15 protein-coding genes are annotated in these 14,793 nt (G+C 67.4%); 8 read left to right on the top strand and 7 right to left on the bottom strand.

All coding sequences use genetic code 11. The annotated features are described in order from the left end of the window. Positions 1-4: 4 nt before the first annotated feature. Positions 5-556, bottom strand: a complete 552-nt coding sequence (locus OEJ36_RS13830; protein WP_263401981.1) for an ATP-dependent Clp protease proteolytic subunit — start codon at positions 554-556, stop codon at positions 5-7. A gap of 54 nt (positions 557-610) precedes the next feature. Then, on the bottom strand, positions 611-811 hold the full coding sequence (locus OEJ36_RS13825; RefSeq protein ID WP_263401980.1) for a hypothetical protein: 201 nt from the start codon (positions 809-811) through the stop codon (positions 611-613). A 166-nt stretch (positions 812-977) separates the two neighbouring features. Here OEJ36_RS13825 and OEJ36_RS13820 point away from each other — a divergent pair, with 166 nt between their 5' ends. The 3 genes from OEJ36_RS13820 to OEJ36_RS13810 all read left to right on the top strand — a co-directional run bounded on the left by OEJ36_RS13820 (position 978) and on the right by OEJ36_RS13810 (position 2,241). Beyond that, entirely contained in the window at positions 978-1,229 is a 252-nt protein-coding gene (locus OEJ36_RS13820) for a hypothetical protein (protein WP_263401979.1), read from the top strand. A 10-nt stretch (positions 1,230-1,239) separates the two neighbouring features. Continuing rightward, positions 1,240-1,452 (top strand): hypothetical protein, encoded by a 213-nt coding sequence (locus OEJ36_RS13815; protein WP_263401978.1) that lies wholly within the window; start codon positions 1,240-1,242, stop codon positions 1,450-1,452. A gap of 153 nt (positions 1,453-1,605) precedes the next feature. Continuing rightward, positions 1,606-2,241, top strand: a complete 636-nt coding sequence (locus tag OEJ36_RS13810) for a hypothetical protein (protein ID WP_263401977.1) — start codon at positions 1,606-1,608, stop codon at positions 2,239-2,241. Here OEJ36_RS13810 and OEJ36_RS13805 read toward each other — a convergent pair. After that, on the bottom strand, positions 2,226-3,134 hold the full coding sequence (locus tag OEJ36_RS13805; protein WP_263401976.1) for a LysR family transcriptional regulator: 909 nt from the start codon (positions 3,132-3,134) through the stop codon (positions 2,226-2,228). The two genes, OEJ36_RS13810 and OEJ36_RS13805, sit on opposite strands and share 16 nt — an antisense overlap. 128 nt (positions 3,135-3,262) lie before the next feature. Between OEJ36_RS13805 and OEJ36_RS13800 the strand changes: the two genes are divergently transcribed. Next, entirely contained in the window at positions 3,263-4,675 is a 1,413-nt protein-coding gene (locus OEJ36_RS13800) for an MFS transporter (RefSeq protein ID WP_263401975.1), read from the top strand. Here the strand turns inward: OEJ36_RS13800 and OEJ36_RS13795 are convergent, their stop codons facing one another. After that, positions 4,676-5,299 (bottom strand): TetR/AcrR family transcriptional regulator, encoded by a 624-nt coding sequence (locus OEJ36_RS13795; protein WP_263401974.1) that lies wholly within the window; start codon positions 5,297-5,299, stop codon positions 4,676-4,678. 95 nt (positions 5,300-5,394) lie between these two features. Between OEJ36_RS13795 and OEJ36_RS13790 the strand changes: the two genes are divergently transcribed. Together OEJ36_RS13790 and OEJ36_RS13785 are read left to right on the top strand one after the other, a co-directional pair. Beyond that, positions 5,395-6,012: an NAD(P)H-dependent oxidoreductase gene (locus tag OEJ36_RS13790; RefSeq protein WP_263401973.1), complete on the top strand. Its 618-nt coding sequence runs from the start codon at positions 5,395-5,397 to the stop codon at positions 6,010-6,012. Between the two features lie 456 nt (positions 6,013-6,468). Then, the gene (locus tag OEJ36_RS13785) at positions 6,469-7,911 is read left to right on the top strand and encodes a SulP family inorganic anion transporter (protein ID WP_263401972.1); all 1,443 of its coding nucleotides are present in this window, start codon (positions 6,469-6,471) and stop codon (positions 7,909-7,911) included. A gap of 200 nt (positions 7,912-8,111) precedes the next feature. Here the strand turns inward: OEJ36_RS13785 and OEJ36_RS13780 are convergent, their stop codons facing one another. Then, entirely contained in the window at positions 8,112-9,164 is a 1,053-nt protein-coding gene (locus OEJ36_RS13780; RefSeq protein WP_021220015.1) for an NAD(P)-dependent alcohol dehydrogenase, read from the bottom strand. A gap of 24 nt (positions 9,165-9,188) precedes the next feature. Further along, a complete protein-coding gene (locus tag OEJ36_RS13775) occupies positions 9,189-10,193 on the bottom strand; it encodes an aldo/keto reductase (protein ID WP_263401971.1) in 1,005 nt (334 codons plus the stop codon). Between the two features lie 910 nt (positions 10,194-11,103). Here OEJ36_RS13775 and OEJ36_RS13770 point away from each other — a divergent pair. After that, positions 11,104-12,360, top strand: a complete 1,257-nt coding sequence (locus tag OEJ36_RS13770) for an OprD family porin (RefSeq protein ID WP_263401970.1) — start codon at positions 11,104-11,106, stop codon at positions 12,358-12,360. Between the two features lie 155 nt (positions 12,361-12,515). Then, the gene (locus tag OEJ36_RS13765; RefSeq protein ID WP_263401969.1) at positions 12,516-13,022 is read left to right on the top strand and encodes a GNAT family N-acetyltransferase; all 507 of its coding nucleotides are present in this window, start codon (positions 12,516-12,518) and stop codon (positions 13,020-13,022) included. Between the two features lie 555 nt (positions 13,023-13,577). Here OEJ36_RS13765 and OEJ36_RS13760 read toward each other — a convergent pair. Next, positions 13,578-14,711 carry a GGDEF domain-containing protein gene (locus OEJ36_RS13760; protein WP_263401968.1) on the bottom strand — a complete coding sequence of 378 codons (1,134 nt, stop codon included), beginning with the start codon at positions 14,709-14,711 and terminating at the stop codon, positions 13,578-13,580. Positions 14,712-14,793 lie beyond the last annotated feature (82 nt).

Genomic DNA, 14,793 nt, shown 5'->3' with positions numbered 1-14,793 from the left:
CCACTCAGGAGTGGATAGACGAGGTGACCGCGTCAGCGGCCATGCCCAGGCAGTCGATCTCGTGGATCATCCCGGTGGCCAGCGCCGCCTCGGCGTCGAGGATGCGTGGCGCGGCCTTGAGGTAGTCGAGGATGTCCAGCGGCTCGGCGCTCGCCGGGGTGCGCTCGGCGACGATGCGCGCGTAGAGGTGCAGGTCGTAGTCCAGGCTCATGGCGTATTCCGACATCCGCGCGTGGTCCACCGAGCCGTTGAGGTTCCAGTGAAAGGGGTGGAAGAGGAACTTGCTGTGCTGGCAGGCGCTGCGCCGCTGCCCGGCGAGGAAGATGATGTTGCCCATGGACTCCACCGTGCCCAGGTTGTGGGTGCGCACGGGGATGGGCAGCGAGATGAGGAAGTTGTACAGGGAGAAGCCGTAGCTGCACTCCCCGCCCATGGTGGCGATCTTGATCACCAGCTCGTCCGCGCCCTGCTGCACGGCCTGGGTGCAGCGCTCGATGAGCTGGCCGCTGGTGGTGGAGTTGATCGGCGCGGTGAAATGCACGATGTGGCTGGCCATGGCTGCCCTCCTCCTTTTTTGTCTGGGTGGTTCTGGGTGATGGCCTCTGTCAGGTCAGCTCGCGCCGGCCTGGCGCGGGCGGTCGGGCGCGTCGCTGCTGCCGGGGCGATCCTCGGTGGAGGGGTTGCGCGGGGCCTGCCACTCCGGGTGCAGCTCGGGCGGAATGCCTTCGCGCTCGCGGGTGGGCGGCTCGCGGTCGCTGCCCGGGCTCGATTCGACGCTCTGGTTATCGGGAGTGCGGGGAAGGTCGTTCATGGTCGTCTCCAATGGATTGCTCAGGTTCGGTGGAGCCGCCCGCGCCGCTTGTTGTTCCGTCAATCCGTCGGCCGGTGGCATCCCTCGGCAGCCCCGGTCATCCCATTGCCTGAACTCCGCCGAAGCCGCCGCAGTCACTCCAGCATGACCCTCGGAGGACCGCACCATGCACACCCACTATGAAGGCCAGGCCACCCTCGTCTACGCGCCCGGCCACCAGGGCATGTCGACCATGCCGACCGCCTGCAGCACCACCGTCGTACTCGACGAAACCATCCCGGGCATCTTCAGCCTCACCTGCGACCTGGACCTGGGCGATGCCGACTCGCTGCGCATCACCCTGCCCAACGGCCTCAGCGTGGAGGGGCTGATCACCTACCAGGATGGGCGCACGCTCAATATCGTCACCCTGAACTGAGGAGCGGGACATGAACCCAGTGCGGACGGCAGCCCTGCAGGAAGCGTTGTGGATAGCGCTGGAGGCCACCCTGGCGGCCGCGGAAGAAGCCGGTGTGGACCGCGACGACTTGCTCGCCGCCGCCCGGGGCATCGCCACCTCGGCGCTGAAGAGCGGCTCCGGCCAGGCCGCGTCGCTGATCGCCCAGGCCGCCTTGCGCCGGCACATCGGGCAGCGCCCCTGAGCGCCCTATCGACCAATGTCCCCCCTGCACAATTGACTCGGTGCCAATAAACTCCTTGAGCGCAAGGCCTGGATCGTGGTGTCTATGCGGCTGAAACGGGCACCCGGATGGTGCCCGAGGTGAGGTTGAAGTCAGTAGGCGGAGAGCCGAAGCGTGGTACCTGGATATTTCGAGAAGCTGCTGAGCATCGCCAATGACCCGCAACGGGGCTGGGCCAACCGCCTGGCCGCGACGCGCATGGCGATCCGCAAGGCGGCGCAGCAGCACGACCTGCAGCAGGGCAAGCTGTGGGACCAGCGCCGCCGCATGCGCGAGCACCTGCCCTTCACCCGCCACACCCTCAAGGAACTCGAAGCCGCGCAACACGCGCACCTGGCCTCCTACCAGGCGCTGCTGCGCTCCACCGGCCAGTTGCTGATCGCCAACGAACCGCAGGTGCTGGACGAGCTGGACACACCCCGCCTGCTGGACCTGCTCGGGGTCAACCCGACACACCGCCGGCGCATCCCCCGCAACGTCGAGCGCCTGCTCTGCGTGGTGGTGCTGCAGGGGCTGGAAGACAGCGCCCGGCAGTTCAGCGGCCGCCAGCTCGTCGCGCCCCGCAGTGGGCCGCTGGCCCGTGCCTTCAACGAGGTGATGGTGTGCACCACCCTGCACACACTGCGCAACAGCCCCGGCAAGATCGGCCGCCAGGCCGGCACCCCGCCACAACGGCGCAGCGAGTGCGCCGCGCCGGCGCTGACGGTGTACAACGCCGACGGCAGCAGCCGCGTCTACCCGCTGGCCTGACCGCCCTCCCCACATACGCCCCTCACGCATTCGCGCAGCCAGCGGTGGGCCGGGTCGGCATCCATCCTCGGGTGCCAGAGCATCGACACCCTGATCGGCTCGACCACCAGCGGCAGCGGGAAGCTGAACAGCCCCGCGCGCAGGCTGCCGCTATGGCGTTCGGGCACGGTGGCGATGAGGTCGGTGGCGCGGGCCAGTGCCAGGGCGGCGGAGAAGCCGCCCACCAGGGTGACGACATCCCGTTCGAGGCCGGCAGCCTTCAGGGCGTCGTCCACCGGGCCCCGGTCCTTGCCACGGCGCGACACCAGCACATGGCGCCCGCCGGCATAGCGCTCGGCGGTGATGGCGCCACGGGTCAGCGGGTGGCCTTCGCGTACCACGCCGACGAAGCGGTCCTGGAACAGCGCGCGGGTGCGGATCTCCGGGCCGGCGTCGGCGCCCACCACGCCGGTGTCCAGGTCGACGCTGCCGTCGCGCAGGGGCGCGCTGTCCTTGTCGGTCTTGGCCATGAAGCGCAGGCGCACGCCCGGCGCCTCGGCAACGATGCGCCCGATCAGTGCCGGGCCGAAGTTCTCCACGAAGCCATCGCCCACACGCAGGGTGAAGGTGCGCACCAGGCGCTGCAGGTCGAGGTGCTCCACCGGGCGCAGCACGCCCTCCACCCCCAGCACCAGTTGGCTCACCTGCTCACGCAGTTCCAGCGCCCGGGGCGTGGGCACCAGGCCACGGCCGGCGCGTACCAGCAGCGGGTCACCCAGGGTTTCCCGCAGCCGCGCCAGGGCCCGGCTCATGGCTGAGGGGCTGAGGTGCAGGCGCTTGGCGGCACGCGCGACGCTGCCTTCGGCGAGCAGCACGTCGAGGGTGATCAGCAGGTTGAAATCGGGATGGCTCATGGTCGGAAAAACTAGCACGGCCGGCTCATCTATGGCGCTTGATGCATGAATAAAGTGCAAATGCTGCGCCTTCCGCCACACCAACGGTACGCCCAGACTGCTGGCGACCCACCCCACGGAGCCCCGCCATGCAGACCACCCCAGCCAACCCAGCGACCACCGAACAGGCAAGCGGCTCGAAATGGGCATTGGCCAGCCTTGCCCTGGCCACCCTGCTCGCCTCCCTGGGCACCAGCATCGCCAACGTCGGCCTGCCGACCCTGGCCGAGGCCTTCGGCGCCACCTTCCAGAACGTGCAGTGGGTGGTGCTGGCCTACCTGCTGGCCATCACCACCCTGAGCGTCGGCGCGGGCCGCCTCGGCGACCTGCTGGGGCGCCGTCGCCTGCTGCTGGCGGGCCTGCTGCTGTTCAGCGGCGCCTCCACCCTGTGCGGCCTGGCGCCGTCCCTCGGCTGGCTTATCGGCGCCCGCGCGCTGCAGGGCCTGGGTGCGGCGATGATGATGACCCTGGCGATGGCGCTGATCGGCGAGACGGTGCCGCGCGCGAAGACCGGCAGCGCCATGGGCCTGCTCGGCACCCTGTCGGCCATCGGCACCGCGCTAGGCCCCTCCCTCGGCGGGCTGCTGCTGGCCGGGCCCGGTTGGCGGGCGCTGTTCCTGGTCGGCCTGCCCCTGGGCCTGCTGGCCTTCGCCCTCGCCCACCGCCACCTGCCGCGCGACCGGGTGAACGACGGCGGCACCCGCTTCGACATCCCCGGCACCCTGCTGCTGGCCCTGACCCTGGCCGCCTATGCCCTGGGGCTGACCCTGGGCCACGGCCACTTCGGCTCGCTCAACAGCGCCCTGCTGCTGGCGGCGGGCCTGGGCCTGGCGCTGTTCATCCGCGTGGAACGGCGCGTCGCCTCGCCGCTGCTGCGCCTGGCGATGTTCCGCGATCCGCAGCTGCGCGCCGGGCTGGCCATGGGGGCACTGGTCACCAGCGTGCTGATGGCGACCCTGGTGGTGGGGCCCTTCTACCTCTCCGGCGCGCTGCATCTGGCGCCGGCCCAGGTGGGGCTGGCGATGTCCTGCGGGCCGCTGGTGTCGGCGCTGATGGGCGTACCCGCCGGGCGCCTGGTGGACCGCCTCGGCGCCGCGCCCATGGTGCGCATCGGCCTGCTGGGCATGGCGCTGGCCACCCTGGCCCTACCGCTGCTGCCAACGCACCTGGGCGTGCTCGGCTATGTCGTGCCGCTGGCCGGGCTGACGGCGGGCTATGCGCTGTTCCAGGCGGCCAACAACACCCGGGTGATGGCGGAGGTGCCGGCGGAGCGGCGCGGCCTGGTGTCCGGCCTGCTCAACCTGTCGCGCAACCTGGGCCTGGTCACCGGTGCCTCGGCCCTGGGCGCGGTGTTCGCCCTGGGCGCGGCGAGCGACGACATCACCCGCGCGGCGCCCGAGGCCATCGGCGCCGGCATGCGCGGCACCTTCTTCGTCGCCCTGGGGCTGGTGCTCATCGCCCTGCTGATCGCCTTCGCCGACCGCCCGCGTCGCGCGCCTTGATCAGCCCGCCCGCTGGCTGCGCTGCACCAGTGCGACGATGGTGGCGAAGAGTTCTTCCTCGGCCTGGGCCGGGGTGATCTCCTCGGCAGCGGCGGCGTGGGACAGCGCCTCCGCCGCGCCGAGCATGGCCCGCAACCCGGCAGCGCCGAGGCCGCCCTGGCCGGTGAAGGGGCTCAGCACTGCGCGGCATTTGGCGAGGAAGATCGCCTCGTATTCACGCTTGATGCGCTCCAGCTCCGGCGAACCGGCCAGCGCCGCGGTGACCCCGGGGATCTCGCGCCCCTGCTGCAACACACAGGCGACGTAGGACGAGGCGATGACCCGGGCGATGCCCTCGAGCGTTGGCTCGGCGGTGTCCAGTGCCGCATCCATCACCGCCGTCTGACGCGCGTCGAAATCCTGGTAGAGCACCGCCAGCAAGCCCTGTCGCGTGCCGAAGTGGTCGTACACCACCGGCTTGGTCACACCCGCCAGCTCGGCCAGGCGACCCAGGGTCAGCGCATCGCTGCCCTCCTCCCGCACCAGGCGCCAGGCCGCTTCCAGCAGCTGCTTCTGCCGTTCCTCGCGGGACAACCGACGGCGCGGCTGCGCGGCGGAATCCTGTTGCTTCTCATCGCTTGACATGGGAAACCTACCAAAAGTAACTTACCAATCGTAACTTACTGAAAGTATATAAGCGCTTTCAGCTCTCCCGCAATCGAGCCACAGGAGCCACCGACATGCACGCTCTTATCGTTGTCGCCCATCACGATCCCGAGTCGCTCACCCACGCGATCGCCGCCGAAGTCGCCCGAGGCGTGGCCGAGTCCGCGCCGGGCAACGGCAGTGAAACCGCCGACCTCTTCCAGGAAGGCTTCGACCCCCGCTTCAACCCCGCCGACCACGCCGTGCACCGCCACCAGGCCACACCCCCGGCGGATGTGCTCGCCGAGCAGGCACGCATCGACAACGCCGATGCCCTGGTGCTGGTCTACCCGGTGTACTGGTGGTCGATGCCCGGCCTGCTCAAGGGCTGGATCGACCGCGTGTTCAGCAACGGCTGGGCCTTCGACTTCGTGCTCGACCAGCGCTTCGAGAAGAAGCTCGGGCACCTCAAGGTGCACCTGATCGGGGTCGGCGGCGCCGATGCCGGCACCTATGAACGCCACGGCTACCTGGCGGCGATGAAGGCGCAGATCGACCACGGCATCTTCGATTATTGCGGAGCCCAGGTGCTCAGCTCCGAACTGCTGCTGGAATCGGAAAGCCGCGACCCGGCCGACTACCTGCGGGCAGCCCGCAGCCTCGGCCAATCGCTGTTCGCCCAGGCCCCCGCAGCCCGCCCCGTGGAGGCATGAGGCCCTCCCCCCAAAGGCGGCACCCACCTGTCGGGGCGACTTGTAGGGGCGACTTCAGTCGCCAAGCAGTCCGCAGGACTGCCCCCACTCCGGCTTTCCATGTGGCACCGCTTGGTGGATGAAAAGAGCGTCATCCACCCTACACATCGGTCGGTTTCGTGGTTTGGATTGGGCAGGGTGCCGTAGGTTGGCGCCGAGCACAGCGAGGCCCAACGCAGCGATGCCCGGCCTCGCGGCGGGCCCTCCCTGTGGGAGCGGCTTCAGCCGCGAAAGACTCGCCGCCGGCACCCAGCTGCGAGTGGCCGGGTACTCCATCGCAAATGAATGCGCTCCCACGAGATGGGCTGCGGGGTGGAGGTTCGGGTTGGGCCAGCCGACCGGGGCAACTGGCCCGGACGGGGGAGTTTCCGTAGAATCCGCCGCCCCTTCCCTTGTCCCGCCCTCCCCCGGTAATCCATGAAACCAGCCCGCATTCGCGCCGACGTCCTGGCCGGCCTGACGACTTCTTTCGCCCTGGTGCCCGAGTGCATCGCCTTTGCCCTGGTGGCGCAGCTCAACCCGCTGATGGGCCTGTATGGCGCCATCATCATCTGCACCCTGACGGCGCTGTTCGGCGGGCGGCCGGGCATGGTGTCCGGCGCGGCCGGGTCGATGGCGGTGGTGATCGTGGCGCTGGTGGTGCAGCACGGCGTGCAGTACCTGCTGGCCACGGTGCTGCTGGGCGGGGTGATCATGATGGCCTTCGGTTTGCTGCGCCTGGGCAAGCTGGTGCGCATGGTGCCGCACCCGGTGATGCTGGGCTTCGTCAACGGCCTGGCGATCATCATCGCTCTGGCCCAGCTGGAGCATTTCAAGGCCGGCGAAGCCTGGCTGTCAGGCATGCCGCTGGCAACCATGCTCGGCCTGGTGGCGCTGACCATGACCATCGTCTACCTGCTGCCGCGCCTGACCCGCGCCATCCCGCCGGCCCTGGCGGCCATCCTCGGCGTCGGCCTGTTGGTGTATTTCGTCGGCCTGCCCACCCGCACCCTGGGCGACATGGCGCACATCGCCGGCGGCCTGCCGACCTTTGCGCTGCCCGAGGTGCCGTGGAACCTGGAGACGCTGCGCATCGTCGCGCCCTATGCGCTGCTGATGGCGATGGTCGGGCTGCTGGAGACCCTGCTGACCCTCAACCTCACCGACGAGATCACCGAGAGCCGGGGCTACCCGGACCGCGAGTGCGTGGCCCTGGGCGCGGCGAACATGGCCTCGGGCCTGTTCGGCGGCATGGGCGGCTGCGCGATGATCGGCCAGACCGTGATCAACCTCAGCTCCGGCGGCCGTGGCCGGCTCTCAGGCGTGGTGGCCGGGGGCATGATCCTGCTCTTCGTGCTGTTCCTCTCGCCGCTGATCGAGCGCATCCCGCTGGCCGCGCTGGTAGGCGTGATGTTCGTGGTGTCGCAGCAGACCTTCGCCTGGGCCTCGCTGCGGGTGCTGCACAAGGTGCCGGTCAACGACATGCTGGTGATCATCGCGGTGACGGTGATCACCGTATTCACCGACCTGGCCACCGCGGTGATGCTGGGTATCGTCATCGCCGCCATCAACTTCGCCTGGCAGCACGCCCGCGAACTGTACGCCGACAGCCACCTGGAAGCCGACGGCAGCAAGCTGTACCAGGTGCACGGCACGCTGTTCTTCGCCTCCACCACGCCCTTCCTCGCCCAGTTCGACCCGGCGGGCGACCCGGCCCAGGTGACCCTGGATTGCCGCCACCTGAGCTTCGTCGACTACTCGGCCCTCGCCGCGCTGATGACCCTGCGCGAGCGCTACACCAAGGCCGGCAAGCACCTGCGCGTGGTGCACCTGTCCGAGCGCTGCAAGCAGCTGCTCAAGCGGGCGGGTGTGCAGCATTGATAAGAGCTTCGCGAGCAGAGCTCGCTCCTACGGTGGAAAGGCGTCTACCGGGAAGTCGGCGCACGCCCTTGGCACGGATGTAGGAGCGAGCTCTGCTCGCGAAAGTAACCAAAAGCGAAATGAAAATGCCCGACCACCGCTGATGCGATGGCCGGGCATTTTTCTGTGCCTGGGCCTGGCGGCTCAGGTCCCTGCGTCGATCAACCCGCCTCGGACAGCGAGGCCATATCGATCACGAAGCGGTAGCGCACATCGGATTTCTCCATGCGCTCGAAGGCTTCGTTGATCTGGTCCATGCGGATCATTTCGCAGTCCGGGAGGATGTTCTTGCGGGCGCAGAAGTCGAGCATCTCCTGGGTCTCGGCGATGCCGCCGATGGGCGAGCCGGCGAGGCGACGGCGGCCGAGGACGAAGGGGATGGTCAGCTGTTCGTCGATGGGGCCGATCTGCCCGACTATCACCAGGGTGCCGTCGATATCCAGCAGCGACATGTAGGGTGAGACGTCGTGGCGCGAAGGCACGGTGTCGATGATCAGGTCGAAGCTGGACTGTGCGGCGGTCATCGCCTTCTTGTCGGAAGACACCAGCAGGCGGTCGGCGCCCAGGGCTTTGGCGTCGTCGGCCTTGTCGGCGCTGCGGCTGAGCACGGTGACTTCGGCACCCAGGCCGACGGCGAGCTTGACCGCCATGTGGCCGAGGCCGCCGAGGCCGATCACACCCACACGGCTGCCGGGGCCGACGTTCCAGGTGCGCAGCGGCGAGTAGCTGGTGATGCCGGCGCAGAGCAGCGGTGCCGCCTTGGCCAGGTCGAGGCCTTCCGGCACGCGCAGTACGAACTCCTCGCGCACCACCAGATGCTTGGAGTAGCCACCCAGGGTGACTTCCTTGGTGATGCGGTCACGGCTGTTGTAGGTCTGGGTGTTGCGCTCGCGGCACAGCTGCTCCTCGCCCTTGCGGCACTGGTCGCACTGCATGCAGGAGTCGACCATGCAGCCCACCGCGACGTTGTCGCCGACCTTGTGGCGCGTCACCGCCGAACCCACCTCGATGACCCGGCCAATGATCTCGTGACCGGGGACGATGGGGTACAGGCTGAAGCCCCAGTCGTTGCGCGCCTGGTGCAGGTCGGAGTGGCAGACGCCGCAGTAGAGGATTTCCATCGCCACGTCGTTGGGGCGCAGTTCGCGGCGCTCGAACTTGAAGGGTGCGAGCGGTGCAGCGGCGGTTTGCGCGGCATAACCGATTGTGAACATGAGCAGTACTCCAGGGGTTGAGGATCAGCCGACGCGTCGGCCTTCGATGGGATAGGCGGGATCGGAATAACCAGGTGTCGAGGCGTGCCCGGTGGCCACCAGGCTGTCCACCAGGCGCTCGTCGTCCGGGCCGAGTTGCAGGTCGAGGGCGCCCAGGTAGGCGTCCCACTGCGCTTCGGTACGGGGGCCGGCGATGGTGGCGCTGAGCAGGCGGTTGTGCAGCACCCAGGCCAGGGCGAAGGCGACCGAGGTGGTGCCCCGGCTAGCGGCGTGTTCGGCCAGGGTGCGGGCGATGTGCAGGGATTCGGGGCGCCATTCGGTCTGCTGGATGCGCTTGTCGCCGCGCCCGGCACGGGTGTCCGCCGGCGGCGGTGCGTCCACCGGGTATTTGCCGGTGAGCACGCCACGGGCCAGCGGGCTGTAGGAGACCACGCCGAGGCCGTAGTGCCCGGCGGCGGGCAGCTGCTCCACCTCGGCGCTGCGGTCGACGATGTTGTACAGCGGCTGGCTGGCCATGGGCCGGTCGACGCCGAGCCCATCGGCCAGGCGCGCCACGTCGGCGATGCGCCAGCCCCGGAAATTGGAAACGCCGTAGTAACGCACCTTGCCCTGGGCGATCAGCTCGCCGATGGCACGTACGGCTTCGTCCAGCGGCTCGCCGGCGAAGGCGCGGTGGATGTAGAGCAGGTCGATGTAGTCGGTGCCCAGGCGCTTCAGGCTGGCCTCCACCGACTGGAAGATCCATTTGCGCGACAGCCCCTGCTGGTTGGGCCGCTCGCCGAAGGGGAAGCCGAACTTGGTGGCCAGCACCCAGTCGTCGCGCCGTGCGGCGATGGCACGGCCGACTATCTCCTCGGAGCGCCCGGTGTTGTACACGTCCGCCGTGTCGATGAAGTTGACGCCCTGCTCGAAGGCCTTGTCGATGATGCGCCGGGAGGTGGCTTCGTCGGTCTCGCCGCCGAACATCATGGTGCCCAGGCACAGGGGCGAGACTTTCAGGGCGCTGCGCCCGAGGTTGCGGTAGTCCATGGGTGTCTCCATCCGGTCAGGCTGGAAAGGGTAGATCAGGGAAGGTTGCGATCAATGCGACGGGCCCGGAATCAGGCCAGGCGCGAAGATTAAGCGTCAGCGGGGTCTGTCCGGTAGCCGACTACTCCGGAGTGATTGCCCATTCCTGCCAATCGTCGAATGCCTTGAAAGGTGCATTCCAGAGCGCTCGGTGCATTGCCTGATACTGCAACGGGGCGCTTGGCCATTCGCCGTGTCGATGATGGGGCATTAGCCCGGCGAGGCCTCTGCCCGGCTCTGATACGGGGTTTCTGGAGCGACGGACCGGCTCACCGGTGAGTCGCCCCACCCCGCCCGCCAGGCGGCGAAAAACCTGGCTGTACGGTTAGCTTGTGCGACGCCCTGACGCACAGGACTGAAGTGGATGAGCAATCAACTGCCCGGCCTTATATATGTCAGCTGCATTGCATGCGCTTCGCTCGAACTGACACTTAACTAATTGCCCGATACTCCAATAGTGCAACTTGGCGAGTGCAGCAATCACCTTCTCGCGCATATAAATCGCAGCCAAAAAAAAGCCGCTTCAAGAGAAGCGGCAAATAAACCAAAGGATGATGAAATGGAGCAAGGCGCCACTCCGACAACGGACTGGAGCAGCGTCTTGAGGTATTCATCGCCGCCAGAATACGCGCCACGTCCAATCGCAAACTATTAATTTCATTGATATTAATCATCAGCCTCAACAGTTACGGATTACTTGCGCGCGCGTGTTAACTGTTACCCGCCACTTATTCCGCGGACCTTATAACCAATAATTAGTTCGCACTGTCACGATTGGGAATCTACAGTTGCCCGGTCGATCGGCAATTGAATAAGCGGTATCTTCCTGCCGACTCCAAGCCATCAAAAAAACCAATATCTGGGAGCATCCATGCATAACCGAAACTATATAGCCGCCGCCTGCACGCTGTTGGCCCTGAGCATCGCCCAGGCCCACGCCAGCGAGCAGTCCGACGCCAAGGGCTTCGTCGAAGACGCCAGCCTCAAGGTCCTGCTGCGCAACGCCTACTTCAACCGTGACTACAAGGACAAGACCAACGACGCCAAGGTCTGGGGCCAGGGCTTCATCGGTACCTTCGAGTCCGGTTTCACCCAGGGCACCATCGGTTTCGGCGTGGACGCGTACGGCCTGCTCGGCATCAAGCTGGACAGCGGCCGTGGCCGCAACTACAGCGCCTTCTTCGACACCGACAGCGATGGCCACCCGGTGGATGACCTCTCCGAAGCCGGCGGCGCGGTGAAGCTGCGCTTCTCCAACACCGTGCTGAAGTACGGCAACCAGTTCCCCTCCCTGCCCGTGCTCGCCTATGACGACAGCCGCCTGCTGCCGCAAGCCTTCACCGGCACCCTGCTGACCAGCAAGGAAATCGAAGGCCTGGAACTGAACGTCGGCCGCTTCACCGCCGACAGCCCCATGGGCGACCCGGCGCGCGACCCCAACCACCTGAAGAGCATCGACGTGATCGGCGGCAGCTACGTCGTCAACGATGCGCTGTCCGTGGCCCTGTACCACTCCGATGTCGAAGACACCTTCAAGAAGTACTACGGCAACGTGAACTACACCATTCCGTTCAACGCGGAACAGGCCCTGAACTTCGACTTCAACATCTACCGCACCGACTACGACGACAACTCCGATGCCGCGCTGGACTTCGGCGGTGACGGCGACAACGACAAGAACACCCTGTGGAGCCTGGCCGCCAAGTACAGCGTCGGCGCCCACGCGTTCATCATCGCCCACCAGCGCAACACCGGTGACGCCGGCTATGCGTACGACTACGGCGACGGCGGCAGCACCATCTACGTGGCCAACTCCTACTACTCCGACTTCAACCTGAAGAACGAGCGCTCCTGGCAGGCGAGCTACGAGTTGGACTTCGCCACCTACGGCGTACCCGGCCTGAGCTACAAGGTCGCCTACGTGCGCGGCAGCAACATCGAAGCCGGCGGCGAGAGCGACGGCACCGAGCGCGAACTGTTCAACCAGTTCAAGTACGTGGTGCAGGACGGCCCGGCCAAGGACCTGTCCCTCAAGCTGCGCAACTCGATCTACCGCGCCGACAACAACGTGGGCCCGGACCTGAACGAAATCCGCGCCTTCGTCGAGTACCCGATCAGCATCCTCTGATCACCCGCGCGCGCCGGGCAATCCGGCGCGCCTCTCCACGGCGCCCTTGCGGCGCCGTTGGAACCATCCGCCCTCCCCCGAGCACCTCGACACATCGCCCGCCTTCACCTCGCGGTAAGATGCGCGCCGCCAGAAGAACAACCCTGGGGTGCCCCATGACACTGACCCTCCGCCACGAAACCGAAGCCGACATCACCGCCATCGAGCGCCTGACCGCCGACGCCTTCCGTACCGCCCCGCACAGCAGCCACACCGAGCAGTTCATCGTCAACGCGCTGCGCCGCGCCGGGCAGTTGTCGGTGTCCCTGGTGGCCGAGAAAGACGGCGAGCTGGTGGGGCATGTGGCGGTATCGCCGGTGACGCTGTCGTCCGGTGCCCACGGCTGGTATGGGTTGGGGCCGATCTCAGTGCTACCGGCGCTGCAGGGCCGAGGCATCGGCTCGCACCTGATGCACGCCGCCCTCGCCGAGCTCCGTGCAATGGGTGCAGCCGGTTGCGTGCTGCTGGGCGAACCGGGCTACTACGGGCGCTTCGGCTTCGCTGTGCAGCCGGGCCTGGAACTGCCGGGCGTACCCGCCGAGTACTTCCAGGCGCTGTTGCTGGAGGGCGAGTGGCCGGTGGCCGAGGTCAGCTATCACAAGGCGTTCGAAGCGACCGCCTGAGCCTCGGCAGAGCCACATGGCCGCCAGGGCAGGTGTTGGATCGGGCTCCGATGGTGGATGGGTGAAGCGTCATCCACCCTACACACCGGTCGGCGCCGAGGCCCAACACAACGATGTTCGGCCCCGCTGCGGGCCCCTGTGGGAGCGGCTTCAGCCGCGAAAGACTTGCCGCCGGCACAAGGCTGCGAGCGGCCGGATATTCCATCGCGAAATGAATTCGCTCCTACCCAGCAAGAGCTTCGCGAGCAGAGCTCGCTCCTACGGGATCGTGCCCCGGTCTCCGTAGGTTGGCGCCGAGCGCAGCGAGGCCCAACACGACGATGTTCGGCCCCGCTGCGGCCCCCCTGTGGGAGCGGCTTCAGCCGCGAAAGACTTGCCGCCGGCACAAGGCTGCGAGCGGCCGGATATTCCATCGCGAAATGAATTCGCTCCTACCCAGCAAGAGCTTCGCGAGCAGAGCTCGCTCCTACGGGATCGTGCCCCGGTATCCGTAGGTTGGCGCCGAGCGCAGCGAGGCCCAACACAGCGATGCCTCAGCCGGGCATTCCAACCCGCTCAGCAGAGCGTCATCGCCGCCAGGCAGGCACGGTTGCGGCCTTCCTGCTTGGCCCGGTAGAGCAGCTGGTCGCAGCGCGCCAGCAGGTCCTGAGCCTGGACCAGGCACTCGCCGCTGGAGAGCGAGGCGCCCAGGCTGATGGTGTGGTGGCGCAGGCCATCGGGGCGGTGCAGGTGCTCCATGTCCAGGCCCGCCACCTGCACCCGCAGGCGCTCGGTGATGTGCTCCAGCTCGACCTGGCTGCTCACCTGCAACAGCACGACGAATTCCTCGCCGCCGTAGCGGAAGACCTTCGCCTGCCCGTCGCGCAGGGTGTGCACCATGCTGTCCACCACCTCGCGCAGGCAGCGGTCGCCGGCCAGGTGGCCGTAGTGGTCGTTGTAGGGCTTGAAGTAGTCGATGTCCGCCAGCAGCAGCGCGAAGGGCCGGCCGTGCAGGCTCATCTGGTACCAGTACTCCTCCAGCACGCGGTCGAAGGCGCGGCGGTTGCCCACGCCGGTAAGCGCGTCGGTGCTGGCCAGCTCATGCAGGCGGCTGTTCAGCGTGGCCAGCTCGGCGCGCTGGCGGCGCCCTTCCAGGTCGGCGAGAAAGGCCTGGCGCACGCCCCGGATATTGGTCCAGCTGATGAACAGGCTGAAGATCAGCACCGGCAGGTAGACCAGGGTGAAGATCAGCAGCGCCTTGGTATCGCCGGGATGGAGCAGCGCGACGTTGTAGAGGATCACCCCGGAGATGACCATCGAGCTGGCCAGGATGCCCCGGAACGAATAACGCACTCCCAGGTTGCCCAGCACGATGAACACCACCGAGGCATAGAGGAAGGTGGCGACATCGGGCGAGTCGCTGCGCTTGAGCAGCTCGAACCAGGCGACGGTGGAGACGATGTCATGCAGCGGCATGAGCATGTCCATCAGCAACACGCTGCGGCTGTAGCGGAACACCAGGAAGATGTTCAGCAGCCCGAGCAGGCTGAGCAGGCCACGGGTGACCAGCGACTCCATGGCCATGTCCGGGATCAGCACCGCATCGGCCAGCACGTAGGAGTCGTAGGCGATCATCGCGATGAAGTTGATCGCCAGCAGGAAGCCCCGGTGGTGCTCCAGCACATAGGCGCGGAACGCCGGTTGCAACACGGCGGGAAGGCGCCCTCGGCTGTGCCGGGCCGGTACTGTCGGGGACTCGGGAAGGGTCATGGGCGCTTAGCCTGGGCTGCCA

Source organism: Pseudomonas sp. PDM13 (assembly GCF_025685765.1).
Taxonomy (GTDB): domain Bacteria; phylum Pseudomonadota; class Gammaproteobacteria; order Pseudomonadales; family Pseudomonadaceae; genus Metapseudomonas; species Metapseudomonas solani.
This window is presented reverse-complemented; position numbering and strand designations above follow the sequence as displayed.